At 43.9% G+C, this 23,447-nt stretch carries 20 protein-coding genes; 12 read left to right on the forward strand and 8 right to left on the reverse strand.

The window, feature by feature from the left end; all coding sequences use genetic code 11:
* From A1D16_RS02650 to A1D16_RS02665, 4 genes are all read right to left on the reverse strand, one after another.
* The coding region (locus A1D16_RS02650) for an RNA 2'-phosphotransferase (RefSeq protein WP_290707529.1) at positions 1–238 on the reverse strand (238 nt) is incomplete at its 3' end.
* A 60-nt stretch (positions 239–298) separates the two neighbouring features.
* Positions 299–481: a hypothetical protein gene (locus A1D16_RS02655; protein ID WP_290707532.1), complete on the reverse strand. Its 183-nt coding sequence runs from the start codon at positions 479–481 to the stop codon at positions 299–301.
* Positions 456–1,982 (reverse strand): nicotinate phosphoribosyltransferase, encoded by a 1,527-nt coding sequence (locus A1D16_RS02660; protein WP_290707535.1) that lies wholly within the window; start codon positions 1,980–1,982, stop codon positions 456–458. The genes A1D16_RS02655 and A1D16_RS02660 overlap by 26 nt, the downstream gene beginning before the upstream one ends.
* 12 nt (positions 1,983–1,994) lie before the next feature.
* Positions 1,995–2,675, reverse strand: coding sequence for an NUDIX domain-containing protein (locus A1D16_RS02665; RefSeq protein WP_290707537.1), 681 nt, complete (start codon positions 2,673–2,675; stop codon positions 1,995–1,997).
* A gap of 403 nt (positions 2,676–3,078) precedes the next feature.
* On the opposite strand from A1D16_RS02665, the gene A1D16_RS02670 reads away from it, so the two are divergent.
* Both A1D16_RS02670 and A1D16_RS02675 read left to right on the forward strand, forming a co-directional pair.
* Positions 3,079–5,196, forward strand: coding sequence for a PAS domain S-box protein (locus A1D16_RS02670; protein WP_290707539.1), 2,118 nt, complete (start codon positions 3,079–3,081; stop codon positions 5,194–5,196).
* A gap of 57 nt (positions 5,197–5,253) precedes the next feature.
* Positions 5,254–5,640, forward strand: a complete 387-nt coding sequence (locus A1D16_RS02675; protein ID WP_290707541.1) for a DUF1801 domain-containing protein — start codon at positions 5,254–5,256, stop codon at positions 5,638–5,640.
* Between the two features lie 14 nt (positions 5,641–5,654).
* Here the strand turns inward: A1D16_RS02675 and A1D16_RS02680 are convergent, their stop codons facing one another.
* Complete coding sequence (locus A1D16_RS02680) at positions 5,655–8,231, reverse strand: cation-translocating P-type ATPase (RefSeq protein WP_290707544.1); 2,577 nt, start codon at positions 8,229–8,231, stop codon at positions 5,655–5,657.
* A gap of 287 nt (positions 8,232–8,518) precedes the next feature.
* Between A1D16_RS02680 and A1D16_RS02685 the strand changes: the two genes are divergently transcribed.
* Genes A1D16_RS02685 through A1D16_RS02710 form a run of 6 tightly spaced genes read left to right on the forward strand, consistent with a single transcriptional unit; the run spans position 8,519 to position 16,166 of the window.
* Complete coding sequence (locus A1D16_RS02685; RefSeq protein ID WP_290707546.1) at positions 8,519–10,171, forward strand: ATP-binding protein; 1,653 nt, start codon at positions 8,519–8,521, stop codon at positions 10,169–10,171.
* A 54-nt stretch (positions 10,172–10,225) separates the two neighbouring features.
* Positions 10,226–11,554 carry an ethanolamine permease gene (gene eat / locus A1D16_RS02690; RefSeq protein WP_290707548.1) on the forward strand — a complete coding sequence of 443 codons (1,329 nt, stop codon included), beginning with the start codon at positions 10,226–10,228 and terminating at the stop codon, positions 11,552–11,554.
* 6 nt (positions 11,555–11,560) lie between these two features.
* A complete protein-coding gene (locus A1D16_RS02695; RefSeq protein ID WP_290707550.1) occupies positions 11,561–12,922 on the forward strand; it encodes a glutamine synthetase family protein in 1,362 nt (453 codons plus the stop codon).
* A 9-nt stretch (positions 12,923–12,931) separates the two neighbouring features.
* Positions 12,932–14,083 (forward strand): iron-containing alcohol dehydrogenase, encoded by a 1,152-nt coding sequence (locus A1D16_RS02700; protein WP_290707552.1) that lies wholly within the window; start codon positions 12,932–12,934, stop codon positions 14,081–14,083.
* Positions 14,080–14,796, forward strand: coding sequence for a gamma-glutamyl-gamma-aminobutyrate hydrolase family protein (locus A1D16_RS02705; RefSeq protein WP_290707555.1), 717 nt, complete (start codon positions 14,080–14,082; stop codon positions 14,794–14,796). The genes A1D16_RS02700 and A1D16_RS02705 overlap by 4 nt, the downstream gene beginning before the upstream one ends.
* On the forward strand, positions 14,793–16,166 hold the full coding sequence (locus tag A1D16_RS02710) for an aldehyde dehydrogenase family protein (RefSeq protein WP_290707557.1): 1,374 nt from the start codon (positions 14,793–14,795) through the stop codon (positions 16,164–16,166). The genes A1D16_RS02705 and A1D16_RS02710 overlap by 4 nt, the downstream gene beginning before the upstream one ends.
* Positions 16,167–16,179: 13 nt before the next feature.
* On the opposite strand, the gene A1D16_RS02715 is transcribed toward A1D16_RS02710, so the two are convergent.
* From A1D16_RS02715 to A1D16_RS02725, 3 genes are all read right to left on the reverse strand, one after another.
* Positions 16,180–16,455: an RNA-binding protein gene (locus A1D16_RS02715; RefSeq protein WP_290707559.1), complete on the reverse strand. Its 276-nt coding sequence runs from the start codon at positions 16,453–16,455 to the stop codon at positions 16,180–16,182.
* A 142-nt stretch (positions 16,456–16,597) separates the two neighbouring features.
* Positions 16,598–17,698 (reverse strand): family 20 glycosylhydrolase, encoded by a 1,101-nt coding sequence (locus A1D16_RS02720; RefSeq protein ID WP_290707561.1) that lies wholly within the window; start codon positions 17,696–17,698, stop codon positions 16,598–16,600.
* 5 nt (positions 17,699–17,703) lie between these two features.
* On the reverse strand, positions 17,704–19,191 hold the full coding sequence (locus A1D16_RS02725) for a carboxypeptidase (protein ID WP_290707563.1): 1,488 nt from the start codon (positions 19,189–19,191) through the stop codon (positions 17,704–17,706).
* Between the two features lie 41 nt (positions 19,192–19,232).
* Here A1D16_RS02725 and A1D16_RS02730 point away from each other — a divergent pair, with 41 nt between their 5' ends.
* From A1D16_RS02730 to A1D16_RS02745, 4 genes are all read left to right on the forward strand, one after another.
* Positions 19,233–19,955: a hypothetical protein gene (locus A1D16_RS02730; protein ID WP_290707565.1), complete on the forward strand. Its 723-nt coding sequence runs from the start codon at positions 19,233–19,235 to the stop codon at positions 19,953–19,955.
* A 5-nt stretch (positions 19,956–19,960) separates the two neighbouring features.
* Positions 19,961–20,812 (forward strand): carboxypeptidase-like regulatory domain-containing protein, encoded by an 852-nt coding sequence (locus tag A1D16_RS02735; RefSeq protein WP_290707568.1) that lies wholly within the window; start codon positions 19,961–19,963, stop codon positions 20,810–20,812.
* Entirely contained in the window at positions 20,791–22,689 is a 1,899-nt protein-coding gene (locus tag A1D16_RS02740; RefSeq protein ID WP_290707570.1) for a hypothetical protein, read from the forward strand. The genes A1D16_RS02735 and A1D16_RS02740 overlap by 22 nt, the downstream gene beginning before the upstream one ends.
* A gap of 3 nt (positions 22,690–22,692) precedes the next feature.
* The coding region (locus A1D16_RS02745; protein WP_290707572.1) for a DUF4249 family protein at positions 22,693–23,447 on the forward strand (755 nt) is incomplete at its 3' end.

Genomic DNA, 23,447 nt, shown 5'->3' on the forward strand with positions numbered 1-23,447 from the left:
CCTGGTTGGCCCTGATTTTTGTTCCTGTTTCATCAATGATGAATCGTTTTTTAGGGTTGGTGTTTACCAGTAGTTCCAGGGTAGGTTTGTCTATTTTAACGGGCCCATTCCATTTTTCCAGCAGTTCATCAATAGTTGCCCAGCCTTGTTCGTTCAGCTCCAGTCCAATCAACCCCGGTTCGTGTCTTAATAAAAGGCTCAGGTATTTTCCGGTGGTTACAGCTTCTTTTTCAGTCATTCAATATTTTTTTATAGATGTTAAAGTTTATTTCTTCAAAACAAACAAAACAGACCCGTTCTACACCGTATTCATTGGCGGCTTGCTGAATTGTTCGAATGGCAATAGATGCAGCAAGTTCTTTCGGAAATTTATATATTCCTGTGCAACCCCACTTCCTCCCAATAAGGAACTATTGGCAGCGTTTACAATTGCATCTACCCGCATTGTAGTAATATCACCTCGCAATAGATCTATTTTCATCGGCTTTTGTTTGTTTAAGAGCGGTTGAAAGTTCTTGTTTAATACGTTGACGAATTTCTTCCAGGCTCCATTCCTTTACCAGTGTACCATTCCGAAATACGGTTTGCAGTTCACCCTGTGCTTCTTCTTCCCAGCTGCATTCATCCTTTACAGCCAGTTTACCGGAAGAAGCATCTCTGTACACCTGTAGCAGGCCCTTTGCGGATTTTTTGGTTCCATCATCCGTTTTAGGATCTTTAAAGATAGCTCTTCCTTCCCCATCCACTTCGCCATAGGTTGCTTTCATGGCAAACCCAAAACTGTCACGGGTTACATATTCATAGGTAAAGGAGCCGATACCAAGTACTACATTATAACTGGCAAACCCTTTCTTCATCAATCCCGATAATATGGCTTCCTGTCTTTCCAGGGTAATACTATCACCATAAATAAGCCCGATATGTGCATCCAGTAATTTAAATCCCTTGGGTGTTATAGTGCCGCCAAACAGCTCCCACATACATTCAATGGCCCCTTTGTATTCCGGGCTTCCTACGGGTGCATTTTCATCTCCAACAATAATTTTTACCGGGTCGCCACTGTCTGGTCGGATAACTACTTTGCCATTCCTTCTAAGGATTTCCGCTTTCAATTGGGGTAGGAAAACGGTTATCACCTGCCAGAAATCCCAGGTATCGCTTACAATAGAAACTACACCACCCGGATAAATTTCATTGATCAGCCGGCGGAAAGTAGCAACTTCATCCTGTTGCGTTCCCATACACATTACACTGTGCTCGGTGGCAGGAACAGATCCGCCGATGAGGGATGCTTCGCAATTGGCATTATAATAAAGCTCCAGGAAATCTATTGCAGGAATGGTATCGGTTCCGGTAAAGCAAAGAAGGTGGGCTGCTCCGCTCAGTACGGCATCTTCCATCCCACTCATGCCGCGGAACGAGAAATCATGCCCTTGCCAACCGATGAATGAATCATCCTCGCCTACTGTTGCTGCAGCATATTCATGAAATCTTTTTAAATACTGAAAAGCGGTGGTGGCAGAGGTTGAGGGCTTCCATAAAACAGCGCTCATCAGGGTTTCTAACATATTGGTTAGCCAAAAAAATGCTGGTTTGGTATTTCGGATGGTAAATACCGGTACTCGCATAGGTACCAGGCATCCTTCGGGCAGGGCTTTTATTTCCAGCGGCAGGTAACCCAGATCGTGCAGGGCTTCGAGGTGATCGAGTGCAATGGAATCAGGTCCCAGGTAATAATCCATCCTTCGTTTGTAGGCGGCTAAGGCTTTTTCTTTGGGTTGATCAAAAAAGCCTTCCCGGAACTGCTGTTGTAAATATTCCTTTATAAAATACTGAAGCCCAAAAAAAACAATTTCATCGATCTCTGCATTCCTGGATTTTCTTGGCGTAAGGTTGGAATAGACCAATCCTGTGCCGGCAGGATATTGAAAACGATGGCCAACTTTATAACCATCTTTCAGGAGAAGGGGTAAAAATTTCATAGTGTATTTTTATCAGGAGATGTTTAAATGAAATTGATGAGGGGTTATTGCTTTGTTGAACTGATAAATATCGGGATGCCGGTTTTTTGCACCTGTGCGTTTTTGACCGGTAGCGATAATATAACCCGATTCAAGAATTTTTCGTCTGAAATTGCGCCGGTCTATGCTCACTCCTAAAACCGCTTCATACAGCTGGTGCAGTTCGGGTAGAGTAAACGCTTCTTCCAACAATTCAAATCCTACCGGGTGGTAAAGAATTTTTGCTCTTAGCCGCTTGAGGGCAACCGACACAATGGATGCATGATCAAAGCCGAGGGGGGGCAGGTCTTCTGTTGGAAACCATTGCACATCATTTGCCATGGCACCGGCAGTTGTAGTATAACTGGCCGGGTTAATGAGGGCATAATAACTAACAGATAAGGCTCTGCCCCTGGGGTCGCGGTCTAACGCATCAAAGGAATAGAGTTGTTCGAGGTAGAACCGCTCCAGGCCTAATTTGGTCCGTAGAATGCGGTGGCAGGTATCCTGAAACAATTCCTCCATTTGAAGAAAGGCGCCGGGTAGGGTCCAGCTATGCTGAAAAGGGGCTTCTTTCCGGTTTAATAAAAGGAGGTTGAGTTTACCTTCGCGGTAGCCAAAAACCACCAGGTCGATGGCTACAGAGGGGTTGGGATACTTGTTGAAGGCATGCATGGCTTAATTGCGTTATTATGACGCAAACATACGGCAATTTATTTTAGCTCAGCAATAAATACCCGGAAACCCTGGTTGTAAATTTTAATGAAGGTATCTATGCAAAAAATACCGTAGATCCTTTAAAATTTGCAAATTCGCAGTAAACCTAATCCGCTATCCTCCGGTATTGCCGGGGGCATTAATAAATGCTTATGAATGCAGGTAAACCGCAGGCTGCTGATGAATATATTTTATGCCCGCTACAAAGGCAACACTGGCATGCTGCTCCGCAGGCAGGTTTGTATACCGGCGGCAGCAAAAGCAGGTTCAATAGCAGTCGCCCGACAAATTTTAGCAGTTCATCCATTCAAGCACTAGTTATGGTAGTAGCGTTTATTTCACCTGTGCAAACTGTAGTAGTATGAAGCCTGGCGTATTTAAAAGGAAAGGTTATCTGGGACTGGCGATTTCCATTTTATTAATAGGAATTGGAGGATTTTTATATCTAAATAACCTGTTGTTTCAACAGGAACTGAGCAGGCAGTTGTTTGTCAATGAAAAACAGTACAACTCCATTGCAGAATTAAATATTCTCCAGTTAAAAGCAATAAAAGATAAGCGGGGCTACCAGATTCGGCAAACAACGGAACTGCTTGGTTCCTATAACCGCTACAAAAAAGAATCCATTGCAGTTTCAAGAAGAATAGCGTTTCAGTTTCAAAACGACTCCCTGAAACAGAAAGCTGATTCGGTTTTGTTGCTGGTTAAGCAGCGATACGATAACCTTGATTTGCAGATTCATTACCTAGGTTCCCTGCCGCCTGAACTAGCCGGTAAAAAAATCAGTGAAAACCTGCCGGTTTCAGAAAAAATTTCCGCTCTATGGGAAGAAAAATTTGCACAACTGCAAACCCAGCTCCAGTTAAGAAGTATACGGATTGCAGAGAAAGGAGAGCGGCTGGCCCGATGGAATAATTTCAGTTTCATTCTTTTGTTGGGAGTAACTGTTAGTTTACTGGCCTGGTCCTTTATTTCAATAAAAAAGCAGGATGCATTAATGCAGCAGCACGATTCCACTATGCGCATCAATACCGCCGTACGGGCCAGTGAAAAAGTATTCAGCGCTGCTTTTGAATATGCGTCTATTGGAATGGCATTGGTTAGTCCGGAGGGTGTTTTTATGCGGGTAAACAGCAGTCTTTGTAAGTTATTGGGTTATTCTGCCAAAGAATTAAAGGCCCTTAGTTTTCAGGATATTACGCATCCGGATGATCTTAATACGGATTTGGACTATGTTAAGCAAATGCTGCAAGGCGCCATTGAAAATTATTCTATGGAGAAACGCTATTTCCATAAAAATGGCCAGGTCATCTGGATTAATTTGAGCGTATCTATGGTGCATGATACAGCGGGCAAACCGAAATATTTTATTTCACAGATTGAAAATATTACCGACTGGAAAAATACCCAATCAGCCCTTGAAGAAAGTGAAGTTAAATACCGCTCTCTTTTTGAAAATTCTCTGCATGGAAAAATTCTGCATGATCACTCGGGTCAATTGCTGGATGTAAATGAAGCAGCCTTGCAACTCTTTGGTTACAGTTTCGATGAACTCAAATCCATGCATTTCGAAGCGCTGCTGGATCCTGCAGACAACCGCATAATTTCTTTACTGAACCTTAGAAATACTGCAGATAAGGTTCAGGGAGAAATAACGGGGATGCGAAAAAGCGGGGAACGGTTTCCCTTATTGTATTCTTCCATTGTTTTTATAGATAAAATGGGCGCCTCTTTAATAAGTAGTACGGTGGTAGACCTGAGTCGACAAAAGGAAACCGAAAAATTACTGGAGCAGAAAAATGAAGAACTGGAGAGCTTTGCATATACAGCTGCCCATGACTTAAAAGAACCACTTCGTATGATCAGTAGTTTTATGGGGTTGCTAAAATCTAAATATGGGGGGCAACTGGATGAGGCGGCCAATAAATATGTTGATTTTGCCATAACCGGGTCTTCCCGTATGAACCAGTTAATTACTGACCTGTTGGATTATGCCATGGTTGGGAGTGATCAGGCTCCTTATATAGAAATAGATCCTGCCGCCTTACTGCTCGATATTATTTCCATGAACGATTCTTATGTGAGTGCAAAATCGGCTACAATAAACTGGGCCAGCTTGCCTGTAATACGGGGACAAAAAACACCTATTCAGCTGCTGTTTCAGAACCTGGTCATCAATGGATTGAAATATCAGCCAGTGGGCGGTATTCCCGTAATTAAGATCTCGGGTCAGGAACTGGAGGATTACTGGATGTTTTCGGTAGAAGATAATGGTATTGGTATTCCGGAAGAGTACCACCAGAAGATTTTCCAGGTTTTCAGCCGGTTGCATTCCAAGGACAAATACGCAGGTACGGGAATGGGACTTGCAACCTGTAAAAAAATTGTGGAGTTACATGGTGGAAAAATATGGGTAATCTCTAAAGAGGGGGAGGGAAGTTGCTTTTATTTCACTATTCGTAAAAATCCGATCGCATAAACCCTATGCCAATCACCGGATAAAATAAGTATTTTCAAGTGCATAAATTCATTAAATGTGAAACCCACTGACCTGAATACCTACCTGGAGGAACTGACACATCCGCTTAAAGAGGAAATCATGGAAGTGCGTCAGATTATTCTAAACTCTAATAAACAGTTAACAGAGCATATTAAATGGAATGCGCCAAGTTATTGTTTTAAAGGAGAAGACAGGATAACTTTTAACCTGCACGGAACCAAGTTTTTCCGGCTTATTTTTCACTGCGGCGTAAAAATCAAAGCCCGGAAAATAAAGGGGAAAATGGTGTCAGATAAAGACCAGTTACTGAACTGGGTGGCTGATGACAGGGCAGTGCTGCAATTTTCCGATATGATTGAGGTAATGCAAAAAAAGAAAGCAATTGGCCTGCTTGTAAATGAATGGATCAAGCACACCACCTGAGAAGCACTGCTTGCTTAGTTTTTTTTGAGGAAGCGGTTACGGATAAACTTCTCCAGTTCCACTGCATGAAATACAATGGCAGCCAGCCCGATGCAGATCAATAGATCCTTGCCACTTAAAGGGGCCGTTTTAAACAGTTTGTTTGCGAATGGCAGGTAGATGACGCCCAGTTGAATGATAAATGTTCCAATTACGGCAATGGCTAGGGATGGGTTGGAAAAAAGGCCGATCTTATAAATAAACCGATGATCGCTCCGTATGGCTAAAACATGTCCCAGTTGTGCCAGCGACAATACGGTAAACACCAGGGTTTGCCAGTTTTCGTGTTGCGATTGAATGGCCCAGGCCTGCGTGCCCAGGGTTACGGCCGCCATAAGGATGCCTACCCAGATTATATGATAGCCGGTACCTTCTGAAAACAATCCTTCATCGGTTTTTCTGGGCGATCTTTTCATAATATCCTGTTCCGCTTTCTCGGCACTGAGTGCCAAACCGGGTAACCCGTCGGTTACAAGATTTATCCAAAGTATATGAATCGGTAGTAAGGGAATAGGTAAACCAATGATAGGTGCCATAAAAATTGTCCAGATTTCGGCACTATTACAGGTCATAATATATTTTACAAACTTCCGGATATTATCATAAATCCTTCTTCCTTCTTTAACTGCTTTTACTATGGTGGTGAAATTATCGTCCAGCAAAATCATGTGAGCAGATTCTTTACTAACATCTGTTCCGGTAATTCCCATGGCAACGCCAATATTTGCGGCTTTCAGGGAAGGGGCATCATTCACCCCATCGCCCGTCATAGCAACAAAATGTTTTTTTCGCTGAAGCGATTGTACAATATTCAGTTTTTGTTCTGGTGAAACCCTGGCATAAACTTTAATCCGTTCTACGGTATTATCCATTTCCGTTTCCGAAAGCAAGGCCAGTTCCTTACCTGTAATAGTTAGATCATCCTTGCTTAGTAAGCCAATTTGCCGGGCAATGGCTGCTGCTGTTTCAGGATGGTCTCCGGTAATCATCACTGGCTGAATACCGGCTGTTTTACAATCTGTAATAGCCTTTTTCACTTCTTCCCGGGGCGGGTCGATCATGGCTGCCAACCCGGCAGGGATCAGCCCGGTTTCTACCGTATCATACTCGAAGGGTTCAGGAAGCTGGTTGACTAGTTTATAGGCATAAGCTATTACGCGTTTCCCTTCTTTTGCCATTTGGCCTGCCTGCTGCAGCCAGGGGCCCGGGTCTGTTTTTTTATCTAATCGCTGGGAGATCGATTCCGCAGCTCCTTTGGAAACCAGTAGAAACTGCTGTTGATACCGGTGAACGGTGGTCATGCATTTGCGGTCGGCGTCAAACGGTAATTCAGCAATACGCGGATAGTGCTGGTTTAACTGCCCGAATAGGGAATGTGCATTATTTTTTTGTACATATTCCACCAGTGCAATTTCTGTGGGGTCACCTATCAAATTACCGGGTGCAGCGCTCTTCACATCCTGGTTGATGGCCATACAAACGCTTAGCAGATCGGCGGCTAAAGCGGGTTCTTCCTTACTCCCCTCATAAGGTATGGTGTCCACCACCGTCATCTTGTTTTGAGTAAGGGTACCGGTTTTGTCGGAGCAGATATATGTTACCGAGCCCAGGGTTTCTACAGCAGGCAGTTTGCGGATAAGTGCATTTTTTTTTACCAGCCTGTTGGCGCCTCTTGCCAGTGCAATGGTAATAAGGGCGGGCAAAGCTTCGGGGATGGCAGCCACGGCCAGCGAAATGGCTACCAATAACATAGAAACTGGTTCTTCTCCTCTCAATAAGCCGATCCCAAAAAGGGCTACGCAGATCAACAGGATCAGGTAGGATAATTTTTTGCCGAACTCATTCATCCTTTTCTGCAGGGGCGTTTGCGTTTCGCCCTGCTGAAGCAGGCCGGCAATTTTTCCAATTTCAGTTTGCATGCCGGTGCTCACTACAATTCCTGCCCCTCTTCCGGCACTTACCTGGCTGCCTTTATAGGCCATATTTATCCGGTCGCCCAAACTGGTATCCTGTTCTTCCAGTGCTTTGATCGATTTGTCAACAGGTACGGATTCACCGGTAAGGGAGGATTCTTCTATTCGCAAACCATGCACTTCTGTTAGTCGTATATCAGCTGGTACCAGGTTACCTGCTTCCAATAAAACCAGGTCGCCGGGTACTATTTCTTTCGAAGAAACCTGCACCGGTTGACGGTCTCTGATTACGGTAGCATGTGGGGTTGCCAGCTGGCTGAGTGCGTCCATAGCTTTTTCAGCCCGGTATTCCTGAACAAAGCCCATAATGGCATTCAATACAACTATGATCAGGATAATAATAGTGTCGGTAAGGTCTCCGGCTACGCCTGAAACGATGGCTGCCGCAATCAATACCAGTATCATAAAATCATTGAACTGCTTTACAAAAAGCAGCCAGGCCGGTTTTTTCTTTTTTTCGACCAGTTGATTCAGCCCATGTTTTTCCAGCCTGGATCTTACTTCCGCCTGGTTTAGCCCATGCAGGTTGCCAGAAATTTCCTCTAACACTGATTCAATGGATTTAGTATGCCAGTTCATGGTTGTATCAGTTGTACAGGTTATACAATAAGAGCAGGTTCAGTGCAAATACCAGGAAAATGAGCAATGCATTTCCGCCGGCAAATTGCCATAATTAGATAATTTTTTGCCGGCGAGGAATATACTTAACACACAAAGAAGAAATCCGATTGGATACATTCTAGCATAAGTTACGTAATTTTGACCGTTGTAGATAGTATTCGATCCGCCCTCTCTAAACTAAAATCACGGCCTGGCTTGCATTTTCCCGTATTTTATTGTATTTTTTTAAAAAAATCCATCCTGTCATGAAAAAACACATTTCCCGCCCCTGGGGAATGAATTCAGTGTCGCCCGGTTTTCTCAAAACCGCTCTGCTTTGGTTGCAATCTACCCGCAACAAAGTGAGGCATTCGTTTATTAAACAGGATGTAAAAGAGAAAATAAACAATTCAAAACTAAGCTGGGAAGAACGGCTGCTCTTTATGGGGCTCATTATTGTTGCAGGTATTACCCTGTTGGGAATAAAGCTGTACGAAAATAACCGCACCTACCAGCAAGCTTATACGCAATTGGACCAGTCGAGGTTAGTGATGATGGAAACCGAACAGTTGAGAGCTTACCTTAAGGAAATTGAAATTGCGCCTGCAGTTGCTACCGTGCAACCCGCCATTTTCAGATCGCTCCACCAGATTTCTGTACGGAAGAAGCATTCTCTGATCCAGGCTAACCGGATAAAAACGGTACAGCAATTGGTTGAGTCTATCGGAGCGGGATCTGGTTTGGCATCAACAGATTGGAAATCCTTGTACAACCTGCTAGATGGAATAAAGACCGAAGAGTTGCGCAACATTGAAATACGGCAGGCTGATATTACCCTCGGGTATAGTATTGACCAGCGGCTTTATATCCTTCTATTACTAACCTTGATCATACTGGTAATGCTGGCGGGTTATGTGCTGTATAAAAACCAACTGGCTACCCTGCAGGCAAAACAGCAGTTGGAAAATAATAAACAGATTCTTCAATCAATTATCGACAACAGTTCCTCCCTGGTTTATGTAAAAGATATGCTGGGGCGCTTTATTTTCACGAATAAAAAATTTACGGAATTCTATGGCAAAGCAGGTGAACACCTGAATGAAACACCCGATGAATCCGTGCTGCAATCTCGGAAGTCAATGGAAACCCAGGAAGACCTGGTAATAAACCAGGAATTGGTTCATTTTTATGCTATCCGTTTTCCATTGCTCGACAAAAACGGGCAGGTTTATGCTACGGCCGGTATATTCACGAACCTTACCGATATGATCCGCAAGCAACAGGAATCAAAAGAAAAAGAGTTATTGCGGAATACCCTGGCCGTTCAGGAAAATGAGCGGTTGGAAATAGGAATGGAATTGCACGATAATATTACCCAGTTACTGGCTTCTGCTAAAATGATGCTGGATACAGCCATACGGCAAACCAATCAAAAGGACGAACACCTCGAAAAAGCCCGTGACGACGTATTTACCGCTATCCATGAAACCCGGAAACTTTCACATAGCCTGGTAGTACCCGGATTGGAAACCGAATCGCTAACGGATGCGATTATGCGCTTGTTAGATCGCTTAAAGTCAGATGGAACCATAACCGTGCAGCTAAAACTGGTTGCTAAAAAGAAACTGAATGCGCTTGATCCGGTTATACGGCTGGCCCTTTACAGGATTTTACAGGAGCAGGTAAACAATATCGTTAAACATGCACGCGCTTCGCAGGTGATCGTAGACCTCAAATGCCTGGCAGATACTATTCAGCTTACTGTTCAGGACAATGGCGTTGGTTTTGATACAAAAATTTATAGTCCGGGTATCGGGCTTTCCAATATCAATAGGAGGGTAAGCCATCTTGGGGGAGAGTGCAGGTTGCACAGTGTACCCGGACAGGGATGCCAGTTGAACATCCTTATACCACAATAGAATTTCCGAATGGGAGCTTGGTGATTTTTCTTAAATTCACCGTAAAAGCAAGCAATGGAGGCCGAAAACCCGAACCAGGCCTCCGAGACCCATTTAGCCAGGTCATTGGGCCCGGTAATGTTATGGGGGCTCGGAGTTGGATATGTTATTTCAGGAATGTATTTTGGATGGAATCTGGGGCTGCCCGAAGGTGGTACACTGGGAATGGCATTAGCCACCGCACTGATTATCCTGCTTTACATTACGTTCACCTTTTCTTATACCGAGCTTGCCTGTTGTATACCGAAAGCAGGGGGTGTTTTTGATTATGCGAATCGGGGCCTTGGAAAAAAATGGGGATTCCTGGCAGGTATGGCCCAGGTTATTGAATTTGTTTTTGCACCTCCGGCTATTGCTGCAGCCATTGGCGCCTATTTTCATATTTTCTTACCCGGTATTCCGGTGGTGGTAATTGCCATCTTTGCCTACCTGGTTTTTACCTTATTGAATATAACAGGTGTAAAAGCAGCAGCCAGCTTTGAGTTAATTATTACGATCCTGGCTGTAGTTGAATTATTATTGTTTGCAGGAATAACCCTGCCGCATTTTGAATGGGCCAATATGACAAAAAATGCATTGCCCAACGGTACGCAGGGTATCTGGGCCTGTATTCCTTTTGCGATCTGGTTTTTCCTGGGCCTGGAAGGCATTGCGAATGTGGCGGAAGAAACCATCCAGCCACAAAAAACCATCTTAAAAGGATTTGGCTCTGCGCTGCTTACACTTATTGTCCTGTGCGTACTGGTATTTATGTCGTCCATTGGTGTAGCCGGGTGGGAAGCAATCGTTTATGCATCGCCGGGAGCCGCCCCCTCTGATTCTCCACTGCCCCTGGCTATGGCACAGGTAACCGGCAACAGCGGTTGGATCTATCATTTATTGATAACAATAGGCCTTTTGGGATTGATTGCGTCTTTTCATGGTATTATTCTGGCCGCCGGCAGGGCCAGTTTTGAATTTGGAAGGGTGGGCTATTTTATTAAAGCAATGGGGCGGATACATCCCCGTTTTAAGACACCCGCCAATGCATTGCTTATTAATATGGGCCTGGGAATTATTGCATTGCTAACCGGAGAAACGGGCTCTATTATTACCATTGCCTGTTTTGGCGCAGTAACCCTCTATATTATTTCAATGGTTACCTTATTGCGGCTTCGGCGTAACGAACCTGAGCTGGAACGTCCGTTCAAAGTGCCGTTCTACCCGTATTTCCCTATTATTGCCTTGTGCATCGGGGTCGTATGTTTGATTGCTATGATTTCTCTCTACCCGTTATTAAGTCTATTTTATTTTGGTATATTAACCCTTGCCTATGCCTGGTTTCATTTTTTCGTAAAAAAATAATTGCAGATGAGCAACCCCCTAACAATCCAGGAACTTATAACTCACCTGGAAAGCCAATCGATCACTAAGGTTAAGGTAGCCGTTACCGATATTGATGGCATCCTTCGTGGAAAATTAATCAGTTGGGATAAATTCAAATCAATCGTAAAATCCGGTTTCGGATTTTGTAACGTGGTGTTTGGATGGGATTCCGGCGATGTGGCCTATGATAATGTTCGCTATACCGGCTGGCACAGTGGTTACCCCGACGCACAAGCCTGTATTGATATTGCCACTTTCCGACAAATTCCCTGGGAAAATAATGGTGCTTTTTTCCTGGCAGACTTTACCAATGAACAGGGACAAAGCCTGGATGTTTGTCCGCGTAGTTTGTTAAAGAAGATTGCGGCTGAAGCGCAGGCCATGGGCTTTTATCCTTCTTTCTCCCAGGAGTTTGAATGGTTTAATTATAAAAAACCTTCGGAGATCAGGGATTTCCAATCCCTGGAGCCCATTACGCAGGGTATGTTCGGTTATTCAGTATTGCGGGCTTCACAGGAAGCTGCTTTTTACCATGATCTCTTCGACCAGCTTACTAAATTCGGTGTACCTATTGAAGGTATACATACAGAAACGGGCCCGGGCGTATATGAAGCGGCGGTATTATATTCCAATATACTGGAAGCTGCTGACCGGGCAGTATTATTTAAATCGGGTGTAAAAGAAATAGCTCACCGGCATGGTTACCTGGCTACTTTTATGGCCAAGGTAAATGAAAACCTGCCGGGCTGCAGCGGCCATGTGCATCAGAGCCTCTGGACACTGGATCAGTCGGAGAACCTGTTTTATGAAGCAGGCTCCTCCAATCATATCAGTGAATTAATGCAGCATTATATGGCCGGACAATTGTATTGTTTGCCCTATATATTACCTATGCTGGCACCCACTATTAATAGTTATAAACGATTGGTGGAAGGAGCCTGGGCACCAACCACACTTACCTGGGCGGTTGATAATCGTACCACAGCTTTACGCGCCTTACCGGGTAGCCCTTATTCTACCCGCCTGGAAACAAGGGTGGTTGGCTCCGACAGCAATCCCTACCTGGCATTGGCTGCCTGCCTGGCCAGTGGTTTGTACGGAATAAAAAATAAACTGAAACTTGCTATTCCGGAAACTATCGGTAATGGATATGCGAATAAACAGCATGGCGTGCTTCCGGGTAATTTGCACGAAGCAACCCAGGCCATGAAAAATTCTCCGATTGCAAAAGAACTGTTTGGCGAAGCGTTTACCGAACATTTTACCGCTTCGCGAGAGTGGGAGTGGAGAGCATTTTCGAAAGTAGTCACCAATTGGGAAACGCAACGTTATTTAGAAATTATTTAATTGAAGTATATGATCCAGTTTGATATTGTTCGTCAGTATAATTTTCCTACGGTTATTCGTTTTGGCGCAGGCGCTTCAGCTGAATTGGGACCCCACCTGAAAGGACTTGGCTTTAGCCGCCCGCTGGTGGTAACGGACCCTACCGTTCGGGATCTTCCTTTTTTTAAAAAAATCATCAGTGAGCTGGAAAGGCAGGGACTAAAACCCGAGCTGTTTTCAGACATTCACAAAAACCCGGTAAAATCGGACGTACTGGCCGGAAAACAAGCCTTTCAAACGGCAGGCGCCGATTGTATTGTGGGTATCGGCGGCGGGGCTGGCATGGATGTGGCACGGGCCATTACATTAAGTATTCACCATCACCGCGATCTGTTTGAGTATGATGATCTTATCGGGGGCGATCAATATGTTACTGAAGACGTGCCTTATTTTGTGACACTTCCCACTACCAGCGGCACTGGCAGTGAAGTTGGCAGAAGTGCAATTATTTCAGAAGACGATACCCATCGCAAACGTATCCTGTTTTCACCAAAACTGCTGGCAAAAATGGTGTTTGCTGACCCGGTATTAACGATGGAACTGCCTCCCTTTGTTACGGCAGCAACCGGCATGGATGCACTTACCCATAATATGGAAGCCTATATAGCCAAAGGCTTTCATCCCATGTGTGAAGGCATTGCATTACAGGGAATGGCATTGATAAGTGAGTCGATTGTTACGGCTACCAAAGCACCCGACCTGGCCTCCCGCTCAAAAATGATGATTGCTTCATTGATGGGGGCCGTGGCTTTTCAAAAAGGCCTGGGCATTGTGCATTCACTGGCGCATCCCCTCTCTTCGTTGCTTGATACACATCATGGACTTGCCAATGCGGTAAACCTGCCTTATGGAATGGAATTTAATGCGCCCGGGCTGGAACTGCCGTTTCAACGGATGGCCCAGGCAATGGGCGTAAGCGGCTCCGATCCGGCAGCATTGGTTAACTGGTTATTTGAATTAAATACCCGGCTTGGGCTTCCCACCAGGCTAAATGCTATTGGCGTAAAAGAGGAACACCTGGATACATTGGCCGGGTTAGCAGAAGCTGATTTTTGCCATCCGAACAATCCAAAACCAGTTAGCCGGGAAGATTTTCTGCGTATTTACAAAAAAGCATTGTGAGCGGAATAAAGAAAAAACTGGGTATAAGTTTTACCCGAACCAATTTTCAGCATTACTGGAACTGGTTTACCAAGGCAGACCTGGGGGATGACCTGGAGCTGGTTCTGCTTTCCTTTGAAGACCCCGATCCTGCATTACTGCAGGCCTGTTCTGGTTTCGTACTTACCGGAGGGGTGGATATTGATCCTTCTTTTTACGAAGGCGCTGCAATTTACCCGAACCAGCCGGATTTATACCAGCCAGATCGGGATACTTTTGAAACGGCTGTGTACCGAATGGCTAAAGACAGCAAATTGCCGGTATTGGCAATTTGCAGAGGTATGCAACTGGTACATATTATTGAAGGGGGTAAGCTACTACAGGATCTCGGCGAAAAAAACAGCAGGCATAAAAAGGAGACGGATGAAGATAAACAACATGAAGTGCAGGTATTGCCGGGAAGCTGGTTAAGAGAATGGGCAGGCGCAGAAAAAGGATCGGTGAACAGCGCCCATCATCAGGCCCTGGCCCGGGAAACCTTGTCGGATCAATGGAGAATAAGTGCCGTAGATGATACCGGCATCATTGAGGCTATTGAATGGAAGGATACGGATACACATCCCTTTATTATGGCGGTACAATGGCACCCGGAACGAATGTTGAATAAGGAAAAAAATCCCTTGTCCCAATCTGTGAAAGAACATTTTTTACAATCTATCAGACAAATATCATGAGTACGTTTAATGTAATAAATCCCGCTACGGAAGAGGTGCTGGCACAATTGGAGGAAGACAGTGCAGCATCAGTTCAGGAAAAATTTGAATTGGTTAAAAAAGGCCAGCAGGAATGGGCGGCTATCCCCGTGGCAGAACGGGTAAATGCTATCCGGCGTTTTGATGGTTTATTAGGGGAAGAACTTGAAAAACTTGCAAAAATTTTAAGCGAAGAAGTTGGTAAACCATTGCAGCAATCAAGGAATGAGCTGAATGGCGCCAGGGGCAGGATTGCTTTTTTTATACAGCATTCTGAAAAATGGCTGGAGGATGAGTGGCTGGTTACCGAAGGTGCTACGAAAGAGCGGATCAGTTATGAACCCCTTGGTGTAATTGCTAATATTTCGGCGTGGAATTATCCGTACCTGGTAGGAGTAAATGTATTTATTCCAGCGCTTATAGGAGGAAATGCTGTGCTGTATAAACCTTCGGAGTTTTCCAGTTTAACCGGTCTTGCTATTCGTGATTTACTGTATCGGTCGGGTATTCCACAAAATGTTTTCCAGGTAGTGTTGGGTGGAGGAAAAGTAGGTAGTTATCTGCTCGATCTTCCCTTAAATGGTTATTATTTTACCGGTAGTAATAAAACCGGTAAACTGATTGCACAGCGGGTGGCAGAAAAACTAGTGCCCTGCCAGTTGGAATTAGGTGGAAAGGATCCATTGTATGTAACAGATGAAGTAACTGATATAGACCAGGTAGCCGGTGCTGCCCTGGAAGGTGTTATTTACAATAATGGGCAAAGCTGCTGCGCCGTTGAACGAATTTATGTTCATGAGAAAGTCTATGATCGGTTTATTGATTCTTTTCTGCAACAGGCAAAGGCATTGAAAGTGGGTGATCCGCTTACTGAGGGTACAGATATCGGGCCGCTTACCCGGAAAGATCAACTGGCATTTATCCTGGACCAGGTGCAGGATGCGCAAACAAAAGGGGCAACCTTAGTATATGGCGGTTATCGGATGCAGCAACCCGGGTATTTTATGATGCCTGCGGTACTAAGCGGGGTGAATCATTCTATGCGGGTAATGCAGGAAGAAAGCTTTGGCCCGGTTATAGGTATTCAGAAAGTAGGCTCAGACCAGGAAGCTGTTGAATTGATGAAAGATACCAGTTATGGGTTGACGGCGGCTGTTTATACGTCCAATAAAGAAAGAGCAGATCAGCTCTTACGACAAATGAATACCGGTACGGTGTACTGGAATTGTTGTGATCGTGTAAGTGCTAATCTGCCCTGGTCGGGTAGAAAGGATTCAGGGCTGGGTTCCACCTTATCATTCAGCGGAATCCGGGCATTTGTACAACCTAAATCCTGGCATCTCCGGGGTTGATTGTAGTATGCTGTTAATAAAAGTTTCTGCCGCCTGTAGTACGTTCTACGCGCGGCTTTGCTTCATTAACCTTAATGGACCTGCCTTCCATAGAAACACCATTCAATTCTTTGATGGCGGCTTCTGCCGATTCTGTACTTGGCATATCAACAAAACCGAAACCGCGACTGCGATTGGTGATTTTGTCCATAATAATATTTACCGATGACACATCTCCATAAGGGGAAAATAGCTTTTTCAGGTCTTCATTTTGAACACCAAATCCGAGGTTGGATACATAAATATTCATTTCAACTAGTTTTAATAATGAAAGTTTTCTGAGAAAAAGCAGGAGGTAATTGAAGGAAAAAGAGAGAATTCTTTTACAAGATGCTGATTGACTCAAATCATTAACTCAGACAAGGTAGCCTTAATTATTAACAACTACAGATCTATTTTTCAGGAAACATGGTTTTAAACGTGTTCCAGGGAGTATTTGGTTGCGGTTGCTGTGGGTTGTTTTTATTCTTTTCGTAATAGCCATTAAGAAAAGGTGTAACACCCGACCATACTGTTTCCATAACTCCCAGGAACCGGCCTTTTAGTGCGCCGGTGGCCGATTGCCGGAATTCAGCCATATCGCGTACCTGCTGTTGTGCAACCGCAGGTCTGTTCCAGGCACAGGTAATAACAGAAAATCCTTTCATTGCAAAGTATACTGCTGTTTTGTCGGCGCGTTCATAATGCCAGTCGCAAATGACTACATCTTTAGGAATCATGTCTATGGCCCGATGGGTGGAATTATAACTGCCTTCCCACATACCAATTCCGGTTGTTTTTCCATCAATGAGGCGATCTCCCCAGATCCATAGACTACGATTCTTCGTTGCCAGCCTGTTTCGGATCAAGGTTAATTCATGGGCAAATAGTTCTGCTTTATCTCGGCCACCGCAGCGGGGGCATTTATCTTCCCCTATATAAAAAACTTCGTCCATGCCGGCATGAAAAGCAGCAGCTTCAAAAACATCGCATAGCTCATCCATTAAATCAAAAACAATGGCGTGTACATCCGGGTGAAGGGGGCAATAACTTTTGCAATACAAACCGTCTTTATTGGGCCACTCATATTTTTCAGGAATGGGTATCCAGGGTGTTTCATCAAATTGCGGATATACCCGCAACAGTTTCCCCAATTTGGTTGCCCATGACTGGTGCCCCAGTAAATTGATTTGTGGTATGATTTCGATGCCGTTTTTTCGAGCAGTACTAACCAATTGCTGAACATCCTGTTTACTGAGAAAAGGTGTATCAATCAGTTCGGGATGCGATTTAAACTGGTAGTTGTAATCAACCCGTAATAACAACCGGTTAATATTCCTGGGAGCCAGTTCCTTTTGTATAAAAACCAGGAAAGAGTCCAGGTTTTCCCGGTTTGGGGCAGCTATGCTGAAAGCGCGTACAGGAAAGGAATCGATCAGGGGTTTCTGTGCCGTAGCAGCTGGCAGTTGTAAAAGCAGCAAGGCAAATGCGGTTAAGAAACAGATACGTAACATACAAATTAATATTTAGCAGGTTGATTAGGAGAAGGTAAACTGGAGCGAATGAATTGGCGGATGTCTTCATTACTGCTGATCAGGTCTTCTTTACGCAGGTACATCATATGCCCGCTTCGATATCCTTTCCAACTGATCCGTTGGGTAAAACGGTTGCCGGCATCTAATTGCCAAAGATTGTATTTAGCATTAAAATAATCGCAGGCACCATCATAATAACCGGATTGCACCAATACATTCAGGTAAGGATTCATAGCCATTGCTTTTCGAAGGTCTTCACCAGTTTGATCATTTTTTCTGTCCCAGGGGTATACATTCCCGAATACCTGGTATTTCAAATCCGTTTTGAATTTCAGGGTTTCACGCAGGTAGCTATTGATAGGTGGTGTAAATGAATGCAGCCAGGAATTTAGTTCTGCATTATAATCCGGGCTTTCGCCGGCATCCTGCCGGTCAATGCCCAGGTAGCGGGAATCGAGCCTTCCTACAGTAAATCCTTTATCGCGCAGGAGCTCCTTCCAGAAAAAAGAAACGGGTACATCGAGTTGATGCTGTAACCAAACCTGCTCGGAAAGGCCGGAATAACGGGCGGTTTTAGCAGCTATCGCAGCTTTTTCGGATTTGCTAAGTAATCCGCCCTTATGAAGCGCGGGTAATAATTCCTGCAGGGTAAACTGTTCAACTTCCGGCAATACCTGTAAAAGATCTTTCTGTTGCAGATCGGCAGGAAGTTTTTTATGGTACCAGGCGGTAGCTGCGTAATAAGGCAGGCGGAGGGCTGCATCGGTAACACTACCCCGTTCAATCCCTAATTCAGTGGGCGAAACCAGGATTACCCCATTAAGGTAGATCCATTGAGATTCCTGTAGTTCTTTTGCGAGGCCGGATACCCGGGTGGTGCCATAACTTTCCCCGATCAGGTATTTGGGAGAGGCCCACCGTTGGTAGCGCGATAAAAAACTGTTGATCCAACCGGCCAGGTATTGAATATCGGCCTGTACGCCGAAAAAAAACGATTTGGGGGTAGCAGAGTCCACAATGCGGGAGAAACCGGTATTAACCGGATCTATGAAAACAATATCCGCCACATCCAGAATACTGTAGGGGTTGTCTTTAAAACCATAAGGTTGAAGGGGATAACCTTCTTCATCAATATGCAGAACTTTTGGACCGGTATAGGCGAGGTGCATCCATACTGAAGCCGAGCCCGGGCCCCCGTTAAAGGAAAATACCAGGGGGCGGGCTGCACGGTCCTTTACATCGCTTCTTTCGTAATAAGTATAAAACAAACCGGCAACGGCTTTTCCCTGTTCATTCCATACGGGCAGGGTGCCGGCAATGGCTTTATACGGCAGTTTTTGCCCCTTAATTGAAACTTCCTGAAGAGTGGTAATACTTGTATCAGGATTAAATCTTATATTATTTCCGGATTGTGCAACGCTGCCATAGGTGAGGACTGTCAAAAGCGTTACAAATGCCATTGTATTTTTCATAATTCCATGTTTGCCACATGAAAATACTACAAATTAGATGTATGGGTTTCATCCTTTTGGAAACCCTGCTATTGGTTGGCAATGCATGTGTTTTTGCACAAAGTAGCAGCATTAGTTCCATAAGCACAACCGCTGTGGAACAGCAAACAATACATCAGTTGTTTGACGCAGCCGTAGGTAAGGGAAAATTATTGAATTATGGTGCAGCCTATTACAGAGTTGGTAGTAGAACCATCGGGCATCCTTTTTATAAGGCAGATTCCTTCTTTTTAGCGAATCTTTCCTACAATAAAGTTTTATACAAAGCTGTACCTGTGTTGTATGATATTCAGCAGGGTTGTCTTATCATAAAATCATCCGACGGGGAAATGCCAATCTGTCTTTTTCGTGAACTTATTGATTCTGTGGTAATTGATCGGTCCAGGTTTTTCCGTATAGATGCTGTAATTGATGGAAATCAGCTGCATGATCTCGTGGAATTGGTAGTAGAAGGAACCTATTCTTTCTTTGTCAGGCATAGGAAAGTGCTGCTATCGCAAGCAGCAGCAGGGGAAAATAGTCTGCCGGTTTATCACGAACGATTTGACTGGCTGGTAAAACACGATAAAAAATGGAGTAGCATAGATAGCGAACAAGAACTTTTATCGTTGTTCATCCGGGAAAAAGAGCAGCTCCGGCTTATGATGCGAAAGAATAAATGGTCTTTTAAAAAAGATCCCAGAAACACTATTACCGGGATATTGAACTATATAAACAGCAAATAGGCGCTATGCAAACTGGAAAATTTGTTTGTTTTTTTCTATTCTCTGTTTTGTTGGCGATGTCCTGCTTTAGCCAGTCATCGCCCTTATACACTGGTGATTTTAACAAGGTTCGTTTCATCGAATTGGTTCGGATGGTAGAAGAAAAAGAAAAGACCAGGATTTATTTCAGCTCTCCTGAATTGGATAGCCTTGTCGTTAGCTGCGCTGTTTCTGGAGTAAACAAGCTGGAATTATTAAAAGCTGCCTTAAGCGGAACAAACTGGTTTCTCACGGAAGATAGGGATAGTGCGGTTTATATTACAAAGGGAGCACCCTTAACGATCGATTTTTCAGGAATTCCCATAGTTGCTTCACCAGATAAAAGAAAGGAAAGGATCCAGGATAATGTTCCCACTCAAGAAAATGTACTCATTACAATTGGTCGCCAAAACGGTGGCGCATTGACAGGTACGGTTATTTTGTCGGGCTATGTTCGTTCAGCAGAATCAAATGAGGCGTTGGCAGGAGCGGAGCTGATAGTAGAAGGTAAAGCTATTGTAGTACCTACCGATTCCTATGGTTATTATACGCTCGCCTTGCCAAGAGGACGCTATCTGCTTCGGATTAATAGCGGTGGCAAAAAAACCACCAGACGGCAAATTCAATTAAATCAATCTGGATCAATGGATGTTTTAATGGAAGATGCGGTTCAAAATCTGACGGCCGTTATTGTTACCGGAGAAAAAAATTCGGTTACCAGAAATATCCAGGTAGGCACGAATCGTCTTACACTTCAAACAATTAAACAAGTACCTGTAGTATTTGGCGAAACGGATGTTTTGAAAGTAATTCTAAATTGCCCGGGGTTACTTCGGTAGGTGAGGCCTCCAATGGATTCAATGTGCGGGGAGGGGCAGCCGATCAGAACCTTATTTTATTAGGTGATGCTACCGTTTTCAATCCAACCCACTTATTTGGATTTTTTTCTGCTTTTCATCCGGATATTGTAAAACAAGTGGAATTGTATAAGGCCAGTATCCCGGAAAAATTTGGGGGCCGATTGTCTTCAGTTCTGGATGTGACATTACAGGATGGGAATGCAAATAAATGGACAGGGTCAGCCGGAATTGGTCCACTTACAAGTGCTGTTTCCATAGGAGGCCCGTTGAAAAAAGAAAAGGCGACACTGTCCTTTGGTGGCCGCACCAGCTATTCTAACTGGATTATGAAACAACTTCCAGATAAGGAATACCGAAATAGCAGGGCTTCTTTTTATGATATGAGCCTTCGCGTTTCAATAACGTTAAATAAGAAAAATTCACTTTATCTGACCGGTTATACAAGTAATGATGGGTTTAAATTCAACAGGGATACCAGTTTTCAATATGGGAATAAAAATATAAATATAAAATGGAAGCATGTATTCTCTTCCAGGCTGACAGGCGTATTTACAGGGGGCGTGGATAACTATCAATACGGCGTAACAAGTGAAAGCAATGATGTCAATGCATTTCGTCTCCGTTATACGATCAATCAGCAATTTTTTCGAACAGACTTTAATTATGTGCTGAATGACAAGCACCAGTTAAACGCCGGATTACAGTCGATCATGTATAGACTTTTTCCAGGTAACTATCAGCCGCAGGGTTCTGCGTCGTTAGTTCAGGCAAAGGAAATTGAGCGGGAAAAAGCACTGGAGTCGGCCATTTACCTGGGAGACCAATATCGGGTTAATTCAAAGTTGTCAATCAGTGCAGGTCTGCGATGGAATCTGTATAATTATTTAGGACCAAGAACTGTATTTCAGTATACACCCGGCGTTCCGAAAGATACAACCACCATAATTGATACGGTTTCTTATTCAGGCTCCATACAAAAATGGACGGCGCCTGAAATTCGTCTTAACCTACGATACCTGGTGGGAGAAAACAGTTCACTAAAATTAAGTTTTACAACTAGCCGACAGTTCATTCATATGTTGTCCAATACAGTAACACTGTCTCCAACGGATATATGGAAATTGAGTGATCGGAATATTCGACCACAGGAGGGCATGCAATTATCTGCAGGTTATTATCAGAGTTTTGCCAAGAATAAATGGGAATTGTCTATGGAACTATATTTTAAGCACATTGAACATTACCTGGATTTTAAAAGCGGGGCCCGCTTACTGATGAACGAACATATCGAAACTGATATTATCAATACAAAAGGAAAAGCATATGGTGTTGAATTATTGCTTAAAAAACCGGAAGGAAGGTTGAACGGATGGTTCAGTTATACCTATTCTCGGATCCTATTGAAGCAGGATGATCCATTGGCAGGGGAAACTATTAACAGGGGGCGCTATTATCCAGGAAACGCAGATCGTCCACATAATGCAAGTCTCATTGTCAATTATAGATTCTCACATAGAATGAGCCTGTCTGGAAACCTGATATTTACAACAGGTCGTCCTATTACGCTGCCCATTGCAGTATTTAACCAGGGGGGAAGTACGGGGCTATTGTATTCTGATCGAAATGCCTATCGAATACCGAATTATTTCCGATCAGATATTTCCTTTACATTGGAGGGAAACCATAAAGTTCAGCAGAGATTTCATAATTCCTGGTCAATTGGTGCTTATAATCTTACTGCCCGCGAAAATCCATATTCTGTCTACTACGTACAGGAAGCAGGTCAGGTAAAAGGCTATCAGTTGTCCATTTTTGGAACTATTATTCCTTTCTTATCCTACAAAATTAAATTCTGAAGTATGAGGGAAGGTCTTGTTTATAGTATTTTGTTGTTGTTGTTGAACCTGGCATGCCGCAAACCTTATATAGCGCCCATTCAGAAAAAACTAAATCAATATTTGGTGGTAGATGGCATTATTAACGCATCACCCCAGGGGGTTACCCGTATAAACTTATCCTATACTAAAAATATCGATGACACTGCCAGGCAAGTTCCTCTAAATGATGCAAGGGTACAGATTGAAAGCACAGACGGATCAATTTATGAGTTGGTGTTATCGAATGATTCAGGGCTGTATGTAAGCTCCCCTCTTTCACTATCTTCTTCTAACTCTTACAGGCTGTTGATTCAAACCGGCGAGCAGAAGTCTTATAGATCTGCTTTTACAGAGGTGTTGGCTGCTCCAGAGATTGACGACATTTCATGGATGGAAACGCCTGATCTTGAGCTATTCGTGAGTACGAAAGATCCATCAAATGAATTAAAATACTATCGTTGGCAGTATGAAGAAACCTGGCAAACCAGGGCACAAACCCCTTCCTTTTGGACAGTAGTGGACGGAAAAATTGTTGAAGCGAACGAATTCACTCAGACTGCTAACTGTTGGGTTACACAAAGTTCCACTTCTATACTTATTGGAAATACGCTTTCTCTTTCTTCAGCAATAATAAATAAAGCGCCCTTGGTCCGGATCCCGAAACCGGATAAAAGGTTGTCTATCCGGTATAGTTTTCTTCTTCATCAATTTGCCATTTCGGCTGAGGCCTACCAGTA

Origin of the sequence: Flavihumibacter sp. CACIAM 22H1 (assembly GCF_001601815.1) — a bacterium.
Classification (GTDB): Bacteria; Bacteroidota; Bacteroidia; order Chitinophagales; family Chitinophagaceae; genus Flavihumibacter.